This is a genomic window from Algibacillus agarilyticus, from assembly GCF_003286125.1.
In the GTDB taxonomy this organism is placed as follows: Bacteria; Pseudomonadota; Gammaproteobacteria; order Enterobacterales; family Alteromonadaceae; genus Algibacillus; species Algibacillus agarilyticus.
In genome coordinates this window covers 70197-92017 of record NZ_QMED01000011.1, presented here as the reverse complement: position 1 = coordinate 92017, position 21821 = coordinate 70197, and the positions used below count along the sequence as shown (strand labels likewise).

The window sequence follows — 21821 nt, the reverse complement described above, 5'->3', positions numbered from 1 at the left end:
TGATTTTTAATAATCATAGGTTTGGAATTGCTTCAATCAGTGGCACGGCGGTGGGGTCGAATATGGCGTTTAATACCCCCGCGAGTCTTAGCCCGGCTGCAGTTAAACGTGATTTAACCGTTGGCATATGTTGGTATACATAGCGGTAACGATGGTCGTCGTTACTCACTTGATAAATAGATTGCGCAAGTTTAAATGATTCCAAAATCCATTCATGTGGTTGCGAATCTAGGTGTTGTTGTATTGTTTGAATGTCTTGGGTGTTAATAAATTGGCTCAGCTCACTGTATGATAATTGGGTGTAATCAATCAGTTTGCTATCCCATAAGGTATGCAAGTTAGTCTCGCTGCCAAAAAAACGCACCGAGATTTTATTGCCGCCGTGATCGTCAGCATGCCCCACATGCAAAGGTTGATGAACATCACCAACAACATGCGTTAAAAAGCGTAAATAAAAACGTTTTTCTTCTACGCTTGTGCGTTTATTTTTTAGCACATCGATTGATTTAATAATGACGTGATAAGCATCTTTTATATGTGCTTTTTTAGCACTAGCTGAGTAGCGCTTAGGGTTAAATTCACTGGGTGTATTTAAATTAATGTAGTGCCAGCGCCCCGATTCTTTTTGCCAAAAACGGTCTGGGTTCGAGCGTTGTTCGTCGGCCCAGTTAGCAATAGACGCCAATGATTCACCTTGTAGCAAAGGTTGCAGGGCGATTTGTGTTTGGGCTGTTAAATGATGCTCGGCAATTTTACCAACTACACGGTGACCCGTTTTGCCCCATGCCCACGCAAATGATGGCGTAAGTGCATTGATCATCAAACTTATTAATGCGGTTATCAATAAGCTAAAAAATACATTAAGCCATATGCTGTTTTTAAACATGTTCTATTTCCGTTTTATCTTTTGTCAGGTTTGATCGTGTTAAAGGTCACTAGCACCTTGAATTTGCAACGAATTTTAGTGATTTTTTATGGCGTAGGAATGACTTAATAAAACTCATAATTTCTTGTTAATATTTATTTAATATCAATGAGTTACAAAGGTTGGGTAAATTTACTTATTCAATAAATAATTTTATGTTGATTCCAAGGGGCTATTCGACAATGCAATTAAACTTTTCAGTTCTTTCTGAGCCTCATATACCTAAATCCATCATTTTAATTGTCTTTTTTATGTCGATTGTATTGGTGTGGTTTGTTGGATTAGGGGTTGTCAAGCTTGACCATATTCATTTATCACGTGTTGAAAAACTATCGATTGATTGTGTTATTCATGAAAACTCAGCGCTTGATCCTTTTATTGTATATGCCCCTTCTAAATCGGTCGCCGAAACCCTGACCCAACAGTTATGCCATGACCCCACGGTTGCTCGGCAATTTAGCCAAATTCGGACTTATTGGGGCTATAAAATTAGCGATTCGATTGATTTTTTAGGTAAGGGGATAGCTGATTTAATTTTAGCAAAAGAAAACCTAATGCAGGCTTTTGCGGCTGAGCTTACTTATAACTATGTATCGGTTGCTGGATATCCAGCTTATACCGCTTATTTTATGTCGTTAAAAGAGAAACCCCGGTTAGAAAAAGCCTATTTTTTAGATAAAAAAATAGGCTTGCTTGACTACCCAAGCAGTCGCTCAGGCCACATGTTACCTAAAGGTAAATTTAAACAGTTGGGTATTGAATTAGAAAATTTAGATATTGTGTATGTTAATTCGCACATGGCGTTGCGTGATTTATTAGCCAATGGGCAAGTCGATATTATTGCATCATATTGGCAACAAGAAGATAGTTTACGTTTTAGTCAAAACTATATTGCGCCGATCAGCAGCAATATAAGTGGCAGTAAATGGTATTTAAAAATGACCCAGCAAAACCCCGAACTACTTTGTAGTGTTCAGTCTGTTTTGAGCGAGCATGCTCGGCAGCAAAGTTCATCTTATTATAATCAAATCACTATTTTTCATGCGTGTGATGTTTTAACCAAAGTTAATTTCACCACTGGGGGGGGAATATAATGCTGCACATTAAGCTGCGATTTTGTGTGAGTTTATTGGCGGTGTGGTTGTTGTTGCAAGTTGCCTACGGGGTAGGGGCTTACAAAAACCATCAACAGTTAATTGAATTGGCCAGTCATAGTGTTGAAAACCGAGTGGCGTTAGATTTAGATCAGATCCAAATAGCGAACTCCGCGATGAGTATTGCCGGTGAACCTAAACGAGTACGACGTTACATTGAAAAATTAAACATGTCTTTGCAACAAGCATTATTACCCGTGACGTTAGTTGGGTTGCAAGGCGTGTATTTAGCTGAGTTTGAAAACACACAACTAATTGAACGTATTTTAGTTGCCCCTCAGCAAGATATCGTTTTAGTTTTACGCTCGCATCGAGCGGAATTTAGTCATTATATAAGTATATACCCGCTGTTGTTTGCCTTGTTTATTGTCTTTTTGAGCCAAAATTATATTCGTTTTTGGAATTTAGTCGGGCGTGATATATCGACTGAAAACAAGATAAAAGACATCCCCGCGGTGTTAACGTTAGATTTAAAGCAGAAAACGTTATTGTTTTCAAAAACGCAAACCTGTGTAGACATGGCAAACAAGCCATTGTGTTTTTATGCGGCGTTACTTGAGTTTTGCGCGAGTGATAAATCGGTTGTTGTTAGCCATAATCGTGATGTGCCAGAACCCTTATTTGACCTCGCAAATAAATATTTTTACCGTTTAATTGAGTTAGGCCACACGGTGCGCAAACGCCCTAATTTTAATAACAACCAAGAAAAAACCTTAAGCGAAATTCGTTCGGTATTAGATGACGTCTTTGGCGATGATTTAGATGCGAAAGCGCTTTATTATCCGCCTAAAGCTCATGGCGAAGGGTCGCGTTCAAAATTGCATCATTATGGCTTAGCCAATATAGAGCCGATTCATTTTACCATTGTGGGTAAATAAATCGGTTATTCACAACCCGCATTAAAGTTGATTTTTTTGAGGTGAATATTGGCTCGCTTGAATAACCTGATTTTGTTGCGCCATATATTCTTTAAGCACGTTGGCATCTATTTTTTGAGTTTCGGTGTAATGCGGGTGATCTTGTAGTTTAGGATAACCATCGCCGCCAACCGCATTATAACTATTAATACTTAAGCGATAGCTTTTATGTAGCGTGAGCGGAGAACCGTTAATTAATAATTGGCTTATATTGCCGTTTTTTAACGTAAAGTCACAACCGCGAAGTTGAGGATACGCACCTGAATCAGGTGAAAATTTTACAACGTGGTTTAAATAATCGAGCAACGCTTGGCCAGAAAAATCGATGTAACTAATACGGTTTTTAAACGGATGCACTTTTAGAATATCACGATACAACACTTGGCCAGAGGCAATTGAGTGTCGAATACCGCCCGAACTAATAATACCCACATCCGCATTAACGGCTTGCATTTGTGCACTCAAAATAAGTTGCCCTAAATTAGTTTGCTGAGTGCGTACAGCGTTGCGATCACCCACAAATGTCCCCATGATTTGTGCAATTGGTTGCTTTAATTGTTCACTCGCTTGTTCAAAATAAGGATATAAAAATTGGGTAAGGTGCTTATCCGGTGTGATGTAAGGGGTAACCCATGTTGTCGCTTGGTTATTATTATCTCGGTGTTTAAGGTTAACCGGAATTAATTCATAACTAAGCAACTTAACCTTGCCTTGCTCAATAATAAGCTCGGCTTTACCCACATATTTTCCCCATTCATGTGCCTGCATGATCCACGTACCATTTTGTTGGTCGGGCCAACAGGCTTGTCCGGCTTTAAAGTCGACAGGCCTATTTTTAACGCTTTTTTTCATGCAAACCGGTTCTTGCGAATGGCCACCAATAATTAAATTCAACATACCGGCGGGTAAATTGCGGGCAAGTGTGACATCACCGGGGGCATTTGTGTTGTGCTTAGCATCGGCATAGTGCCCCATATGCGTAACCGCAATGGTTAAGTCGAGGTGCTGTGTTGCTTTTATTTGTTTGACGGTGTTTTTAAGGGCTAAGGCGGGATCAATAAACTGCAAATCGGCGATGTATTTGGGGTTGGCTATTTTAGCCGTATCGGGTGTTGTTAGGCCGATTACGGCAATATTTAGCCCCTTTTTATTAAACAAAGCATAAGGTTGAAACGCCGGTTTTTGACTTTTTGTATCAATAATATTGGCTGATAATAATGGAAAGTGAGCCCATTGTTGCTGTTTGTTGAGTATAGCGCGCGGATTATCAAATTCGTGATTGCCCAGCGCCATGGCATCGTAGCCGAGTAAACTCATGGCTTTAAAATCGGGCTCGGCTTTGAGCAAATCAGATTCTGGTACGCCCGTATTTATATCACCACCCGATAACAGCAATACCGTACTGCCTTGAGTTTGGGCTTGTTGGCGTAATTGATTAAGCAATGTTTGGCGTGCAGCCATACCGTATTCATTATCTGAGTTAACCCAAAAACGACCATGATGATCATTAGTGTGTAATATCGTGATTTTGCGTGAGGTGTTTGTATTTAAATGCGCTTTATTGATCGGTGCTTTATTTATAGGTGTTTTATTTATAGGTAATAAAAGCGAAGACGACGAGGTGCAACCCGAATTAACACTCAAACAAAAAAACAAACTCACACACAAGTATAAAAAACGCATGGCAAACCAAACGGTTAAGCAAATTGATTGTCGCTAAATTAAACGCGATGTATGCTACAGCCGGATGACATACCGGCGATAAATGCGTTAAAGAGGGGGAGATCTTAATTTTTTAAACGGTTTATTGAGCGCAGTGTATGATTGGGGTTTGTGTTCAATCGCTACCGGTTATAAAGTGTCAACCACACTGTATTTTTATGAAAATGACGATGAGCATGCTCGCTTGCAATCATGGTACATTATGATGCCGAATGTGGAGTGACCATATCAATAGCATTGGTGCCGTCCTGCATGGGTGCCAATTCATAGAGATACTAAAGGAAATTCTACTGGGAAGATTTTCTATACTTTAGAAAAGGTTGATGGATGTTAGAGCAACAAAAGCTACTTGATGAATTAATACACGAAGTATTAGTTAAAGAAAGTGAAAATTATTATCACCGGGGAAAATTACTTTTAGACAAAGGGTGGAGTAGCCCATTTGTGTTAGATAAGTGTATAAAACAATCTGATTTTTATATAAACCAAGTAGACGAAGAGCTTTCTAAAATAGAAGTCGAGTCAATCAAGCAACGTTTGACTAAGGGGCAATATGCGTCTGAATTTTTGAATACTTTAAAAAAGCAGAATAATGAGAGCGAGGAAACGCCATGGGCGGATCAAATATGCCATTATTATAAGTCCGTGATGAAAGCTAAGTGTTTAGAAAAAGAGAAATTTAGGCAATATCTTAATTACGTAAATAAAGCGGTTTACAAAAATAAAAAGGAGGAGTGTCTATCAGTTGATCCTTTTGATAAAGACAATATTAATTTTAATAACATAAGCTCTAAAAATATTTTAAGTTTCATAGAAAGTATATTTCAGTTTCCTTCTTTTGGTTATAAAAAATTGAATAATCAAAATCAGCAAGGCATCAATGTATGGTACAGAGAGAGTTCAAATACACTTCTTGATGGGATAGTGTTGGATAGTAAGTCTATTTACGATAAAAAAAATAAATCAGGGAGATTAGATTTTTCATATTTTATAGGCGGAAATAAGCAATTGATACAGGAAAGTTATTATAACCCCAAGCACTACTACACAAGCCTACCAGAATTTTGGTTTCCAATTTCGAAATATCCATTTTTTAATATCTACTCTAGTTTTGAAAATGAATCCTCGTTATATTTAAACGTACATGTAAATAGAGATATGTTTTATATTTACTCAGAATTGATTAAGTTACATTTCAAACAAATTATCGGGGACAGCCACCCTAAGAAAAGAAAGATTTAACCGATTTTGGCGACATTGTGTTTGATAAATGAGTGAGTTGATCACGTTATTTATTCATTTTGTTGGAGGCAACTATCTGGGACAGCCACTCTAAGAAAATAAAGATTTAACCGATTTTGGCGACATTGTGTTTGATATATGAGTGAGTTGATCGCGTTATTTATTCACTTTTCTGGCTTTTAAAAATCTTGCATGGATGTCCCGGTAAATTCATTTCACCTGTAAATTCATTGGTTTTGCAAATTTATTTTAGATGCTGAATGGTTTACGGTGTTGTTTTAGAGCCGCTTCATCGCATCTTGTTTGTTATTTAATTTTAATTATTCCATTCTGATATCTGACGTTTATTTTTAATCTATAGTTATTTATTACTGCACTTATGCTGGATCATTATTTAAAGCGTATAAGTCTGATCTTATTTAAGGTTATAACTTTATTGCAACTGCGTTATATAACTGGTTAAATTACCTAAACACACAAAGAGTAAAACACCATGCAAAACAAAATTAATATAAACAATATTAGCTACCCCATTGAGGTTGATGAATCAATGCCACTTCTTTGGTATTTGCGCGATACATTAGAAAAAACTGGCACAAAATTTGGTTGTGGGTCTGGTTTGTGTGGCGCTTGTACTGTGTTGGTTGATGGTGCGGCTACGCGCTCTTGTGTTATGCCAATGGCGGCTCTGAAAGATAAAAACGTAACAACGATTGAAGGACTTTCTTTAGCGGCTGATCACCCACTACAAAAAGCGTGGGTAGAGCATAAAGTACCGCAATGTGGTTATTGTCAGGCTGGACAAATTATGAATGCAGCGAGTTTTTTAGCGACGACACCAGAACCCACCGATGAGCAAATTGATACGGCGATGTCGGGCAACATATGCCGTTGTGGTACTTATCAACGCATTAAGCAAGCGATTAAATCGGCAGCTAAAGAAATGGCTAATAATAAAATGGCAGGAGCATAGTAATGAATGAAGATGTATTACTGGCTTTAGCCGAACAACATTTAAATAAAACACCGTTAGCGACAGATAAAAACTTACCGACTGAGGGCGTTTCTCGTCGCCACTTTTTTAAAATTATGGCGACCACTTCAGGTGGGTTAGCGATCGGTTTGGCTATGCCGGCGGTAGGCGTTGCCGCTGAAACGAGTTTAAGTGATGCGTCACCATTTAACCCTAATGCTTTTATTCACTTATATGAAAACGGTGATTTAACATTATATTGTGGTCGTTGTGAAATGGGACAAGGTATTAGTACCGCATTGCCTGCTGCGGTAGCCGACGAAATGGATGCGGATTGGTCTCGTGTGACGGTTAAACAAGCCGATGGTGATAAAGACAAATACGGGCCACAAAGTACGGGCGGCTCAAACAGTGCGCGTGTCATGCTAACTCCCATGCGAGAGGCGGGTGCAGCGGCTAAAGCGATGTTAATTGCGGCTGCCGCTAAAGTTTGGCAGGTCAATTTAAGTAATTGTTATGCGCAAAACCATTATGTTTATAATGCCGCTAATGGTAAGCGTTTATCTTATGGCGAACTTTCGACAATAGCTGCTGGTTTACCGGTACCGGAAAAACCTACCTTAAAAAATAAAGCAGAATATAAATATATTGGTACTGAATTACCTCGACATGATTTGTCGATGGTTGTAAAAGGTGAACGCCAATACGGCGTAGATACCAAAATACCTGGGCTGCGCTACGCCGCTATTGTGCATTGCCCGGTTATGGGCGGTACGTTAAAGTCAGTTGATAAAACAGCCGCTTTAAACATTAAAGGGGTGTTGGATGTTGTCGTTATTGATCCTTTAAAATTACCTTATGGCTCTTTAGGGGGCGTTGCGGTTGTTGCTGATAACACATGGACAGCTCAACAAGGCGTTAAAGCGTTAAAAGTAGAATGGAATAAAGGTGAGCATGGTGATTACGACACCAAAGCGTATCGTCAGCTATTAGTTGAAAGTGTTGAAAAGCCAGCAAAACAAGTGTTTAACCGCGGTAATGTTGAAAAAGCATTTGCAGATGCTAAAGACACCGTTAAAGCGACTTATACTGGGGGGCATTTATGTCATGCCCCTATGGAGCCTAACGCGAGTGTTGTTTGGGTTAAAGAGGACAGTTGCGAAGTGTGGGCTTCGACGCAAAGCCCTGAAGATATTCAAAAAGTATTAGGCACGTTTTTAGATCGCAAACCCAAAGATATTTTAGTTCATGTGATGATTTCAGGTGGTGCCTTTGGGCGTAAATTTAAATGTGATTATGTACATGAGGCTGCCGCTATTTCTCAAGCGATAAAAGCCCCTGTTCAATTAATTTGGTCGCGTGAAGAGGATATGCGTACCGGTTATTATCATTCGATTAGTGCTCAGCATATTGAAGCGTCGTTAGATGCCAACGGTAATGTAACGGGGTGGTTGCATCGTGCCGCTTTTCCATCGATTAATTCGTTGTTTAATTCATCTTTAGATCGTGCGCCTAAGGGGGCATTAGGGGCGATTAATTCTCATCCTTTTAATGTGTCTAATTTTGCTGCCGAAACGGGATATGCGCCAGCGCACACTCGCATTGGTTGGTATCGAGCTGTTTATGCTATTTTTATTGGCTTTGCTTTTGGTACGTTTGCAGACGAGTTAGCGCATAAAACAGGTAAAGACACATTGACCATGCTGAACGAGTTGTATGATGCGAATAAAGCACCTAAACAGCAAGAAATTTGCCAACGTTCTAAAACGGTATTGGCGTTAGCTGCCGATAAGTCGGGCTATGGTAAAGCATTGCCTAAAGGTGAAGGGATCGGCTTAGCGGTTCATTATAGTTTTCATTCATATGTTGCCATGGCGGTGCATGTTAAAGTGGATGGCGATAATATTAAGGTGTTAAATGTAGATTGCGCAATTGATTGTGGTCAGGTTCTCAATTTAGATGGTGCCAAAGCGCAAATGGAAGGTGCTGTTGTTATGGGTATGAGTTTGTCTTTATATACTGAAATCGTGTTTAAAGAAGGGGCTGTGGTTAATTCTAATTTTCATGATTATCCGGTTCTTAGACACAATGAAATGCCGAATGTACGTGTGCATGCTATCGATTCAAATGAACCTTCAACGGGGTTAGGTGAACCAGGCGTTGGGCCTTTTGCGCCTGCATTAAGCAATGCTATTTTTGCCGCATCGGGTAAACGCTACCGTGATATGCCCTTTAAGCCTTTACCGGTATAAACGATTTATGTTTGATATTTAATTGATCAAACCATCGGTCGTGTCTGCCTGTACGCCGATGGTTTTTTATAAAATTAGTGTTCATTAGCTTGTGATCAAGCTTTTTTCCTACGCTAATCTTGATCTCTTATTAACGCTGATTGCTATAGTCTTCTCGCTCAGGTTTTATGGTTCATTGTCAGCGCTTACTCGCCCCAATCACATAGTAGAGCATATGCTCATGGGGTCTCGAAGCTTGACAGCTTCCCCTAAAACCCGATCGCTTTGACTATATAGTCTTCTCGCTCAGGTTTTATGGTTCATTGTCAGCGCTTACTCGCCCCAATCACATAGTAGAGCATATGCTCATGGCGTCTCGAAACTTGACGGCTGCCCCTAAAACCCGATCGCTTTGACTATATTAATCAATCATTTCAAAAACATGGACTGGTGGTAAAGGCTCATCATTTTCATGATCCCCTATCAAATAAATTTTATTGTCGTGGATCGCGATGTCACTGGGGTAAGCTAATAATTGGTGATCTAAATCATATACGGTTAAAATTTCACCTTGTAAATTGAGTTTTAGTAATTTAGTAAACTGTTCAGAAATCACATACAAATGACCTGCATAATATTCGATACCTTGTGCATCATAGCGATATATACTGCCTTGTGTTTCATCATGATAAGTAACCGGTTGCTGAGCGATTACCGTTAATTCATTATTTAATGTAAGCAATTGATCTGTTTGGTTTTCATCATGACTACTACTTAGCATGTAATAGAGGCCTGTGGTGGCATCATATGCTAAGCCACTATATTCATAAGCGATACCTTGTTCATCGGTTAAGGTTAATTGATGCTCAGATTGCAGCTCGGTTTGCTCTGCATACGAATTAAATTGGCCAAGCTGGTTAAATTGGGCTAATAAGCAGCTGTCTGTTAATACCATAAAACCATCTGTTGTTGCGACTACCCCTTCGGTACACCCTTGGTTGCAATTAATACTCGCCATGGCAAATTCGATGGGGGTGATGATATTGAAATTTTCATCCAGCATAAATAACTTAGCGCTATCAGTGAGTAGTAGCCAGTTGCCGTCATGCCTATGCCATAAACCAGATGGCTGTTCGATTTGTTCATCTAGCGATATTGTGGTTAATAGTGTTAGCTCGCCGGCTTCTGGTATAGGCCCATCACCTAATGTGGCGGATTTGTCTGCTATTTGGATTAAATTATGCTCTGTTTGATTGGTGCTAACCACGATAGCACCATCGGGTAAGATCGCTACATCAGTAAACATATTGGCGTTAAAGCCGTCGAGTCGCCAAGCCTTTTTATAAGTCACCTCGGTATCGCTTAGGGCTAAGTTCATCACAAACCACGCTTGCGATGCCTGTGCAAGCACAAATAACTGTTGTTCAAAATAGCTCAAGCCATGAATAGTCAAATCACTTTGGATAGGATAAACCGTTGCAGACGCTGTATTGGGTGTAAAATAAACCAGCTCATGTTGTTGTTGGTCGTAAAGCCAAACATTAAGCATGTCTTCATTGACTAATGCGAGTTCTGTAAATTGTCGGTTATTAGCCCATTGCCAACTATCGGTAGATGAATTTTGGTGATTAACACGGTACAGCTGAGCGTCTGAGTTTACATACCAAGTGCTCGTTGCTGATCGCTCTATGTCGGTTGCTTTAAGTTGCGCTTCACTGACGGCTTCGATGGCGTGATAAAACATTTCTTCTGTGCTTGCATCTATATAGCCTTGTGTTTGACGAGCTTGATAAACATTAAATTGCGGCCAGTTCGTATTTATACTGGTGATAGCGGTTAAGTTTGATGTGTGATCGGTATAGCTAATGTAATCTGATATCGGAAAGTTCTCGACGAGTGTATTTTGTGTGTTATATGGTTCGAGGGTAATCGCTTGTGTATTGTTTGACGTGACAACGTGGTTTGTCGACTTTTTATCGCTACCGCCACATGCACTTAAAAGTAGGGTTAGTAGTAAACAGGTTTTGTATTGGCTTACGTTCATTATTTTTGCTCCAGTTAAATAATTCTACGCTAGCTTAACGAGCTGCGTGTCAACGCGGCGTGAAGGGTAAATCAAACTTGTATTCACATTTATTTGAATTATTTATCAATATTAGGGTACTGATTTTATATTGCGGGGGGATATACGAATTGCCTGGGGAAGAAGAGGTGGGTTGAGATTACCTGCTCATAACTGCAGTAAGAAAATCACCGACAACGGTATCGGTGATTTTTTTGTTTTTTAATATGTGATTATTTACGGCATGAGTTTTTGCAAATAAGCTTCTATTTCTGTTGGTTCTTGTCGGGTTGATGTGTCTGAGATGACATCTTTAATGAGTTCTTCTCCTCTAACACCTGATAGGTAGCGCATGATTAATATGCCATCGCTTGTGTCTTTTGCGAAACCATCGCCATCTATATCTAATGTGAGCGGCAAATGGTAGAGCGGGTTAGTGCCGGTTTGTATTTCTTCTAAATCTGAAACGCCATCAAAATCACTGTCGGCTTGATAAGGATTGGTGCCAAATTGCATCTCGCGCTCATCTGATAATTGGTCGTTGTCGTCATCTTCATCTAACAAATCGGGTATGAAATCGCCATCATTATCGATAGGCACTGAGGTTGCATTAAGTGGGTCACTGCCCGTAAGTATCTCATCACCATCAAGGTAGTTATCATTATCATCGTCAGCATCGCAGGCATTGCCATAACCATCATTATCACTATCAAGCTGGTTGATGTTTTCGATATCGATACAATTATCCACATTATCTAAGATGCCATCATGGTCTGAATCGGCAATAACCGTTAAAGTCGAAAAGGTGCGTTTTACTCTGGTTACGTTACCCTGATTATCTTTAACTTCTGCATTGATTGTACCGATTAGTCCATTAGGCAATGGGCGTGATAATTTGTAGCTAAAAACCCCATCATTTTGGCTGAATTCACCTTTTAATTCTGCTCCTGCTGGTTTGCCATCGAGTTCAACGTTAGCGGTTATCGATAAAGTATTTAGATTAATACCGGTATAAGCATCAGATAAACCAATAGTGATATGGTTTACTTGTTGGTTAACGCCTGCTCTTGGGCTTGACATCGTCAGTGTTGGTTTTGTGTCGTCTGCAAACCACCCCATTCCTTCTCGATTGTTATAGCTTGCGGTATTAATGGCACAGCCTAAATCAATCCATCGGGCAAATGTCATTTTTTCGTCGATCGTTAACGGTGAGACACCACTCTCAGGTATTGGCATTATACTGCCTGTAAAATCTAAGTCGGCCATGTTAACCGATGCGCCTTCTGGCAAGCTGGTTTTGTCTCCTGGAATGGATGCTGTTGGATAATCTGCATTTTGCCAGCCATCTAAACGCTTACCAAATATTTTCCACGTTAATAAACTCCGTCTACTTTGGAATTTTTTCACGTAACGGCTGGCGTTATGTTGTCGATAAGTGCCAATCAGGGCTGGATAACCACCAAGCGTTGCGTTTTGGTCTTCACATAAACGCATGTAGTCGTTAGGTAATGACACTTTATGTGTTCGCGCGACAAGTTCATGATTATCGAGCACTAAGTTTGCCGGCGGGTTCTCGTCTGAACTGTTGTGGCAACTGGCACATTTTTCTTCAAGTATGGGTCTAATATCTTGAAAAAACTCTACATTAACCAGTGATTGATCGACTTGTTTAACAATGGGTTCACCCGATTCATCTTGCGTAATTAGTGGTGTTGTTTGGGTTAAATCCCATATTGTATAATCGGGTTGAGCGGCTGCTGTTTCTTCAAATTTTAATGGTTGCTGACTGTGTGCGTGGCAGCCTCCACAATCATTACGCACTTCACCAGGTCTGACTTGATGCCAGGTTTGTGCCATATTGAGTACAACCCCATTTTTATCAATGGTTTGGAACGTAAAGGGAGTATCGGCAGGTATTTTTGCTAAAAAACTCGTGTCTGGGTTACCTTCTGGATCCATCACGGGCGAGCCATCAGCATTAAATTTTCGTAAGGGTATTTCGCCTAATATTCTCAGTTTTTCGTTAGCGTGATTATGAAAAAAAGTGTCATTACGATGACTTGAATTGGGTCCATATCCTTTATCGGTATTGGGCTCCATAGCGAGTAATCTAACGGCCCAAATTTCACTGTCGCTGTATTTACCTGCATCTGCGCCTTGGGTATTCCAGTTACTAGATGCGTTATTTTCTGAGGTATTGAATACATCAAGGCCTTCATAATTATTTGATCCACGGGTGACACCCGGAAATGATTCACGTTTATAAAAAGAGCTAGATCCTATTAAACCATATGCTGAACCGGCAGGAAGAGCAGTGCTTAAACTACCATCGTTAGGTAACCATTCGAGTTCTGCTGGTTGTTCTACGCCATAGGTTTGTTGATAACTGACCACGGCACGAGGCCAAACCTCGTTAAAGTCAGGATCATTTTTTATTAATTCGAGTTGTCCCATATCGGTTACAGGGTTTCCTGAGCGTATTACATATAAACCTGAATCGACGGTTGGGTAAGGGCTGGGTCTATTTAATTTATTTACCGGGCCGCCAGACCATGCTACCAATAAATCGTTATTAGGCGCGGCTGAGGGGTGGGTGTATTTTCCGGTACCGGCATCGGCTGCATGATCGGCTGAAGTAGAAAGTGGTGTTATTGAGTACATGCCTTTTGGTGTAAACGGCATTCTAAATCCGGTTGTAACCCCGCTACCTGTTGAAATAATAGGATTATCACCTTTGAATGCGCCGTAAAAAGCAGGTTCATTGGGTGTTCTTACGGGGATAGCATAAAGGGAGCCAAAACCAAAATTATTTAAGTTGTAATAGTCTTCTACGACCACTGAGCCATCTGAGAGCTGCGTCATAAAATGAAAAGCGCTGGCTTGTTTAGTTGAACTGACAACGGGCTCCCATTTTCGGCCATCGGGTTGGATTGACCATATTCCCCAATTGCGTACGTCTCTTAACCCTTGGCTTTCATAGGTACTAAACATGATACGACCGTCCAATGTCGGCGTTGGGTGTAATGCTGAACCTAGCGTCATGGGCGAAATCGCTTCGACGTTACTGCCATCTTCATCCATGACAAACAACTGCATGGCGGGGGTGGTATAACCTTTTGTTGGTTTGTACCCATTTCGATTACTGGTAAAAACTATTTTTCCGCCTGGCAGTGGAGCAGGTCCGGTATTTAAGATCCCATAACCTAAACGATTAAATTCGCTGCTAGGATTAAGTGGATTACTTTCATCCCAATTTGCTGTACCCGTATTGGGGGTGAACTCTTGAAAGGTTAAACGTTCGATTTCACGCGATGCTAAATTAATACGATAGATATCGGCACCGTATTTGGGCAAGTATGATCGTTGAAAGTTAAGCGACTCTTTACGTAAATCGGGAAAGTAACTGTAGTAAACCCACTTACCATCAAATGAAACAAATGGGTCGGTTACCCCTCCAAACTCGGTATCAACTAACGTTTCTTCAGTGCCGTCTGGGTGAAGCAGCATTAGATCACTATTCGCTTCTAGTCGTCCTGGGTGAAAAACTTCAGGCCATATGATGTGTTCATTATCGCCTTTACGGGGTTGTTTAACGTAAACGATATCGTAATCGATTGCCGATACAGAATTAATAAAAAATATGAGCGTACACAGAGCAATAAATTTGCTCAAAGCAATATTGATTTTCATAACTGCTACCTATGTGGGTATGTGAAAATAGGGTTGATTGTTAATTGGTTTTACCAATCGCTTGTACAATGAAATAAGAGCTTGCCAAGTTTGATGGGGGAAGGGTTGTGAGCAAAAATATCATCCCTGTACAAATTTGTTTCACTGGTATTCATTAATTATGAAGCGTAGTCGTTTGCTAATGTTTAACCATGTGATAAATAAAAAGTGCTTAGCAATTCACATAATTTAGTTATGCATCATAAATAATCAGATGATTTTATTTTGAGTGGCTATAGTTTAAGGTTGGTATTAAATTGAAGGTGTTCTTAATATCCCGCTAATAAAATGGTATAGAAAATGATGTTTTTACATCTGATTAAATTGTACTTTGAAGCATTAAAGCAAGATTGATTTTGATGTTTTTCGGGCTGTTATTTTATGATGAATATCGTCCATATTTTGAGTAAAGTGACAGTCGCTATCGTTTTCTCGTTCAGGTTTGATGGTTCATTGTCAGCGCTTACTCTCGACTTTGGCTCCTGCGTCGTTCTAACACCTAAATCCATTTAGGCGGCCCCAATCACATAGTAGAGCATATGCTCATGGCGTCTCGAAGCTTGCCTGCATGGATGCAGGTAAGGGGCGAGAGCAGGACGCGGTAGCTTTGACGGCTTCCCCTAAAACCCGATCGCTTTGACTATATTACATTTAAACTAACACGTATTCGTTTTACGCATTTTAATGATAAACGGTAAGTGGGAGGAGCTTTAGACCATTGGCTTAGACTTTAAGTTCGATGGTAAATTCAGCGCCTTCGTTTATATTACTTTTAACGTATATTTGGCCCTTCATTAATTCGATAAAGCGTTTGGTTATCGCTAAGCCTAAGCCGGTGCCACCAAATTTACGCGATTGGCTACCATCAACTTGCCTAAAGGCGTCAAATATATATTGTTGTTGTTCTGGGTCTAATCCTATTCCACTGTCTTTAACGCTGAATCTAATCAAGCTTTTTTCGTTGCTGATCGTTAGGCTAACATGGCCTTCATCGGTAAATTTACAGGCGTTACTGAGTAGGTTAAGCAAGGCTTGTTCTAACTTATCTTTATCGAGTGTGACTTCATTTAAATCGCATTCATTATGTACAATAAAAATATTATTATTTTGTTTGGCTAAGGGGGCTATTGTATCGCTTAAGGTTGCGGCTAACTCGGTTAGTGTAAAAGTACTATTATGCACGTCAAGATGACCCGCTTCTATTTTAGCTAAATCAAGTAAGCTATTAATGAGTGATAATAATCGCTGTGCATTACGCGCAACTTTGTCCATATCTTCGATTAAATCAAAGTTACCTTCGAGTTCTAATTCTTCTACAACAATTTCACTGTAACCAATAATCGATTGAATAGGGGTGCGTAATTCATGGCTAATGTTCGCCATAAATTCAGATTTATGGCGACTAGCAGAAAGCGCGGTATCTCTGGCTAATATGAGTTCTTTTGTCCTTATTTCAACTTGTTTCTCAAGTGTATCTCGGTGCAGCTTAAGATCGTCATCTTGTTTATCGAGTACCTTCATCATGTTGTTATATGATTTTGCCATCTTGCGAATTTCTTTTGCGCCTTTGACTTCAGCAAAGATGTGTTCACCACTGGTTTTAGCTTCATCCATTGTTGTTGCTAATTGATGTAAAGGTGCAAATAAACTGGTTAAGCCTGCATTCAATATGGCGCTTAATATAACAACGGTTAAGATACCCGCAGTTGAAATAATTAATGTAATACGTTTTTGAGTTTGTAATAAGCTTTCTTTACTGTAAAGCACTTCGGCAAAGCCAATGATAAGCTCGGATGCGCTATCTTTACTTTCATCTTCACCAAAGCCAAATTGACTATCTTGATTTTCTAGTGGGGTATCAATCACTTTAATCGGTGTAGCAATTAGCCAGTAGTTATCGACTTCTTGAATAACACTTGTTTGCGTTAGTGAGGTTAAATCACTTTTACTAAATGGGTTACCTTCTGTTAAAAAGGTTTCGTTGTTATCAATAGATAGTCGAGCTGCAATGACGGATTGAAATCCCGTTACCTGTTTAATCGCATCGGATGCGTTTTCGCTTGAACCCGAAAGTATGGGGTAGACTGATTGCTTAGCTAAACCTTCCGTTATTTGAAATGCATTTTTAAGCATAAGTTGCTTTGATTGCTGATTTATACCCGCAGCAGTGAATATACTAATGATCAAACTCATGACCGAAACACCTAATATAAAAAAGGTGATCACTTGCTTTTTAATACTCGTGTTTGAACTGAATATAATATTTTTAAACATAATTAATTAGGGAAAGTCATAGCAAAATTTGCGCGTTCTTTAGGTGAATAATTCATACCTAAATGCGATGCAGTTCTGAGGTTAACCGCGAGTTTTATGGTTGTTAACGGGCTGACATGACTTAATTCATTATCTACTTTGGCAGGAAGTTGTTCGTTAATAATAAATTTTGCTAGTTGTTCTCCTAATGCAAAATTATCGGGTACAGCTGAAAAAAGCGCCCCGCGTTTTGCATGGTTAGGTTTACTTGAAAAAACCACCATGCGGCGCTCCCATGCTTTTTCGAGTATAACGGGCACAATGACTTTTTCGTTAGCGGTAATACCGTCTAGTGGTAACCAAATTGCGTGATTATCAAGTTCTATTTTTTGGTCGAAAATTTTATTATAAGCTTTAGCGGCATCTTTCATCCCTTCTACTTGCAAAGTTTCGAGGGTTAAACCTTTTAGTTTGGCTTGCTTGGTCGCTTCGCCTATTATCCAAGACGATTTTTCTGTAAAAACGACGCTAATATGTTTTATGTGAGGCGCTAGTTGATTAAGTGAGTTAAATAAACTTTCTGGGCTACTGACTAAGCTAACACCCGCGAATCCATTGGGCCGAATAGGTAGGGCACCAATAGCAACAGACGTTTCATTTGATAAATATTTGGCTACGGTTAATCCACGTTTGCCTAAGGCAATCACTTTATTACTGGTGATGGTATCGGCGATATTACTTGGATTAAATGTACTGGGCAGCTTAATTTGATTAATTTGGTTGGGGTAAACAGAAGAAATCCCTTTATTTATTTGCTCGTATATCTCGTCATAAGGTGCGCTTACGTGCGGGTAAATGATGGTTAATTGCTCAGCTTGAGCAATTATTTGCACAAACCATAAGCATAAAAATGCAATTGATAAGTAAATCCGTTTCACTAAACATCTCATTTTATAAGCCAAATATAGGGTAATACTGAACTATTATTTTTTTTAACATACGCAATTGTAGCTTATTTTAATAGAGACACTTTATATATCGGTCCGCTAGAACATTTATTTAATTAATTTTAAGTCCTGCCAATACCTAACTTAATAATCGTCATTAAATGTGTGTAATACCGTATAAGCGTCTACTTTTTAGTTGGCTAATAACTACGTGATAATCTAAGTGGTGAATTATTGCTTTTTGTCATTTTTATTTCAAGTTTAATCTAGTTATGCTGATGAAAATATTAACTTTATAAACATGTCGTTATAATTCTTATCACGCTTTTGTCAAAAACTTAATTTGTTGATTTATTAATCTGAGCATAAGTCAGGTGAAGCTTATGCTCAGATAAAATTATTATTCATCATTTATATCTAAATCGAGTTTTTCGTTTACCTCATCTAGGTGAAAATTAATGTGAATAGCGTTACAGCAAGCTGGACAGTCTTCATAATAATCTTGATCGCCATTTGAAGCATCAAGTAATACATGAATATGGTTGCCACAATGTGGACAGGTTATAGGTCGGTCGGCTATTCCCATTTTTCATCTCCTAGGCTTGTGCGTGTCTACCTAAGCTTCTACCACCATCAACTGCGAGTATTTGCCCTGTAATATAAGGTGCATGCTCAGCTAAAAAATATGATGTGTCGGCAATATCGTTAGGGCTTCCCATACGTTCAAGCGCTATTTCGTTAAGTACATTTTGCTTATCGCTTTCGCTAAGGGTTTGTTCTGGCCATAAAATAGCGCCTGGCGATATAGCGTTTACACGTACTGAAGGCGCAAACTCTTTAGCTAATGATTTAGTCATCATTATCAATGCGGCCTTCGCCATGCAATATATAGTATGGTCCTTTAATGGCGTTTCTGCATGTATATCGGTTAAATTAATGATACTTCCTTGATTTATCGCAAGCATTGACCTTAAAGCAGTTGCTAAAAACAGTGGCGCTTGGGCATTACTGGCAAATAAATCGTCCCAGTTTTCAGGCGTAATTGATTGCTGAACCGGGGTCGGATAAAAACTAGAGGCATTATTAATTAATACATCTAGGCGGCCAAATGCATTTTGGGCTTGCTCGGCGAGTTTCATAACCTCGGTATATGAACCTAAGTTAGCTTGTAAAACTTTTACTGAATTAGGTCTAATTAGGTTAAGCTCGTTTGCATGTTCATTGGCTGCAGCCATTGAATGTCGACAGTGAATAATGCAGTTAAAACCCGCATGATGAAAGCGTTTAATGATTTGTTTTCCAACACGTTTGGCACTGCCTGTTACAAGTATTACTTTGTTATCCATATCTCTTTTTATACCTTCATGCTGTATTAATTGGCTTTATTGGTTATTTTGACGCAGAACCACTATGCCATCAAGCCAATGCCGCGATCAAAACGCGTTGAAATTGAACAAAATCGATACGATAAAGATAAACACGCACGAGAACTCAGGAATTATAAGCATTTGGCATTGCAACCTTTTTGAAGTTTCAATATAGTTACGCGCTTTAGCGTACCGTGTTTTAATTAGTGATTAAATTTTTGCCTTTTAGCTTTAGTTCATAAGCTTGTTTTGGTGCTTTATTCATTAATTTTAAATCATTCGTTTACGTAATTAATTTAATTGCTCTATAAGCAAATTCTTTTTATCAAAATAAGTGACACTTGGTAGGTGCCACCACTGTTTTTAGATAGGACTTAAAAAATGCCAGTTATTACGCTTCCTGACGGTAGTCAAAGATCTTTCGAAAATCCTGTTTCTCCCTATGATGTGGCTGCTGATATCGGCCCTGGTTTAGCTAAAGCGACTATCGCGGGTCGAGTAAATGGTGAGCGCGTAGATGCGTGTGAATTAATCACCGAAGATGCTCAGTTACAATTAATCACCGCGAAAGATGAAGATGGATTAGAGATTATCCGTCATTCATGTGCGCATTTAATTGGCCATGCCGTTAAACAACTTTGGCCTGATGCGAAAATGGCGATTGGTCCGACTATCGACAACGGTTTTTACTATGACATTGACATGGAATATTCGTTAACTGAAGATGATTTGGTTAAGCTTGAAAAACGCATGCTTGAACTCGCTAAAACAAGCTATCAAGTGGTTAAAAAAACGGTTTCTTGGCAAGAAGCTCGTGATGCATTTGAAGCACGCGGTGAGTCGTACAAAATACAAATTTTAGATGAGAATATTGAAAAAGATGACCGTCCTGGTTTATATCATCATGAAGAATATGTTGATATGTGTCGTGGACCTCATGTACCTAATATGAAATTTTGCCAACACTTTAAAATTATGAAAGTGTCGGGTGCATATTGGCGTGGTAACTCAGACAATAAAATGCTCCAACGCATTTATGGCACAGCTTGGGCTGATAAAAAGCAATTAAAAGCGTATTTACGCCGCCTAGAAGAAGCCGAAAAGCGTGATCACCGAAAAATTGGTAAATCTTTAAACTTATTCCATTGGCAAGAAGAAGCCCCTGGAATGGTTTTTTGGCATAACGATGGTTGGACTATTTATCGTGAGCTCGAAGAGTTTGTTCGTGAAAAATTAAATGAATACACTTATGACGAAGTAAAAGGTCCAATGATGATGGACCGTTCGTTGTGGGAAAAATCAGGCCATTGGGATAAATATTCTGATGCCATGTTCACTACTGAATCTGAAAAACGTGAATATGCAATAAAACCAATGAATTGCCCAGGTCATGTTCAAATTTTTAATCAAGGCTTGAAATCATACCGCGATTTACCTTTGCGAATGGCAGAGTTTGGTTGTTGTCATCGTAATGAACCATCAGGTGCGTTACATGGCTTGATGCGTGTTCGTGGGTTTACACAAGATGATGCACATATCTTTTGTACTGAAGAGCAAGTACAAGAAGAAGTGAGCAGCTGTATTAAAATGGTTTACGATACCTACAGTACATTCGGCTTTGAAAAAATTGTGGTTAAATTATCAACCAGACCTGAAAAACGAATAGGTGATGATGCAACTTGGGATCGAACAGAAGCTGCTTTAGCTGAAGCGCTTAAAGCAAACAACATCGATTTTGATTATCAGCCCGGTGAAGGTGCTTTTTATGGCCCCAAAATCGAATTCACCTTACATGACTGTTTAGATCGAGCCTGGCAGTGTGGAACGGTGCAATTAGATTTTGCATTACCAGAGCGTTTAGGCGCAAGTTATGTGGCCGAAAACAACGAACGCCAAATTCCGGTCATGATCCATCGTGCTATTTTAGGTTCATTAGAGCGCTTTATTGGTATTTTAACTGAAGAGTACGCGGGGCAATTCCCACTTTGGTTATCACCTAAACAAGCCGTCGTTTTAAATATTACGGACAAACAAAGCGAATATGCACAAGAAATCGTAAATAAATTGAAAAAATCACGAATTAGAGCGTCTGCTGACTTGCGTAATGAGAAGATCGGCTTTAAAATTCGTGAGCATACTTTAAAACGTGTTCCTTACATGCTTGTTATTGGTGATAAAGAAGTTGAATCAGGACAAGTTGCAGTTAGAACACGTAAAGGTGACGATTTAGGTACTATGCCAGTCGATGCAGTAATTGCATTGTTAACTGATGAAGTAGCTAAGCGATCTATTTAAAACT

Annotated in this window: 14 protein-coding genes; 6 read left to right on the top strand and 8 right to left on the bottom strand. The window is 39.4% G+C overall.

Translation table 11 applies throughout. The features are described 5' to 3' along the window. Nucleotides 1-13 precede the first annotated feature (13 nt). The gene (locus DPX34_RS10685; RefSeq protein WP_232824710.1) at nucleotides 14-886 is read right to left on the bottom strand and encodes a S1/P1 nuclease; all 873 of its coding nucleotides are present in this window, start codon (nucleotides 884-886) and stop codon (nucleotides 14-16) included. 221 nt (nucleotides 887-1107) lie between these two features. Between DPX34_RS10685 and DPX34_RS10680 the strand changes: the two genes are divergently transcribed. Together DPX34_RS10680 and DPX34_RS10675 are read left to right on the top strand one after the other, a co-directional pair. Next, complete coding sequence (locus DPX34_RS10680; protein ID WP_111978419.1) at nucleotides 1108-2019, top strand: type 2 periplasmic-binding domain-containing protein; 912 nt, start codon at nucleotides 1108-1110, stop codon at nucleotides 2017-2019. Continuing rightward, complete coding sequence (locus DPX34_RS10675) at nucleotides 2019-2957, top strand: hypothetical protein (protein WP_111978418.1); 939 nt, start codon at nucleotides 2019-2021, stop codon at nucleotides 2955-2957. The genes DPX34_RS10680 and DPX34_RS10675 overlap by 1 nt, the downstream gene beginning before the upstream one ends. 21 nt (nucleotides 2958-2978) lie before the next feature. On the opposite strand, the gene ushA is transcribed toward DPX34_RS10675, so the two are convergent. Next, nucleotides 2979-4679 carry a bifunctional UDP-sugar hydrolase/5'-nucleotidase UshA gene (ushA, locus tag DPX34_RS10670; protein ID WP_111978417.1) on the bottom strand — a complete coding sequence of 567 codons (1701 nt, stop codon included), beginning with the start codon at nucleotides 4677-4679 and terminating at the stop codon, nucleotides 2979-2981. A 366-nt stretch (nucleotides 4680-5045) separates the two neighbouring features. Here ushA and DPX34_RS10665 point away from each other — a divergent pair, with 366 nt between their 5' ends. From DPX34_RS10665 to DPX34_RS10655, 3 genes are all read left to right on the top strand, one after another. After that, the gene (locus tag DPX34_RS10665; protein ID WP_111978416.1) at nucleotides 5046-5960 is read left to right on the top strand and encodes a hypothetical protein; all 915 of its coding nucleotides are present in this window, start codon (nucleotides 5046-5048) and stop codon (nucleotides 5958-5960) included. A gap of 493 nt (nucleotides 5961-6453) precedes the next feature. After that, nucleotides 6454-6933, top strand: a complete 480-nt coding sequence (locus tag DPX34_RS10660) for a (2Fe-2S)-binding protein (RefSeq protein ID WP_111978415.1) — start codon at nucleotides 6454-6456, stop codon at nucleotides 6931-6933. Nucleotides 6934-6935: 2 nt separating this feature from the next. Next, nucleotides 6936-9185 (top strand): xanthine dehydrogenase family protein molybdopterin-binding subunit, encoded by a 2250-nt coding sequence (locus tag DPX34_RS10655; protein WP_232824709.1) that lies wholly within the window; start codon nucleotides 6936-6938, stop codon nucleotides 9183-9185. Nucleotides 9186-9585: 400 nt separating this feature from the next. Here DPX34_RS10655 and DPX34_RS10650 read toward each other — a convergent pair whose 3' ends face one another. From DPX34_RS10650 to DPX34_RS10625, 6 genes are all read right to left on the bottom strand, one after another. After that, nucleotides 9586-11208, bottom strand: coding sequence for a hypothetical protein (locus DPX34_RS10650; protein ID WP_111978414.1), 1623 nt, complete (start codon nucleotides 11206-11208; stop codon nucleotides 9586-9588). Nucleotides 11209-11463: 255 nt separating this feature from the next. Beyond that, nucleotides 11464-14916, bottom strand: a complete 3453-nt coding sequence (locus tag DPX34_RS10645; RefSeq protein WP_111978413.1) for an HzsA-related protein — start codon at nucleotides 14914-14916, stop codon at nucleotides 11464-11466. 762 nt (nucleotides 14917-15678) lie between these two features. Then, complete coding sequence (locus tag DPX34_RS10640; RefSeq protein ID WP_198673680.1) at nucleotides 15679-17148, bottom strand: sensor histidine kinase; 1470 nt, start codon at nucleotides 17146-17148, stop codon at nucleotides 15679-15681. Nucleotides 17149-17231: 83 nt separating this feature from the next. Then, nucleotides 17232-18146 (bottom strand): ABC transporter substrate binding protein, encoded by a 915-nt coding sequence (locus tag DPX34_RS10635; RefSeq protein ID WP_157964693.1) that lies wholly within the window; start codon nucleotides 18144-18146, stop codon nucleotides 17232-17234. Nucleotides 18147-18555: 409 nt separating this feature from the next. Continuing rightward, on the bottom strand, nucleotides 18556-18741 hold the full coding sequence (locus DPX34_RS10630; protein ID WP_111978410.1) for a CPXCG motif-containing cysteine-rich protein: 186 nt from the start codon (nucleotides 18739-18741) through the stop codon (nucleotides 18556-18558). Between the two features lie 10 nt (nucleotides 18742-18751). Beyond that, nucleotides 18752-19501, bottom strand: a complete 750-nt coding sequence (locus DPX34_RS10625) for a pteridine reductase (RefSeq protein WP_111978409.1) — start codon at nucleotides 19499-19501, stop codon at nucleotides 18752-18754. Between the two features lie 402 nt (nucleotides 19502-19903). On the opposite strand from DPX34_RS10625, the gene thrS reads away from it, so the two are divergent. After that, on the top strand, nucleotides 19904-21817 hold the full coding sequence (gene thrS, locus DPX34_RS10620) for a threonine--tRNA ligase (protein WP_111978408.1): 1914 nt from the start codon (nucleotides 19904-19906) through the stop codon (nucleotides 21815-21817). The last annotated feature ends 4 nt before the right edge of the window (nucleotides 21818-21821 follow it).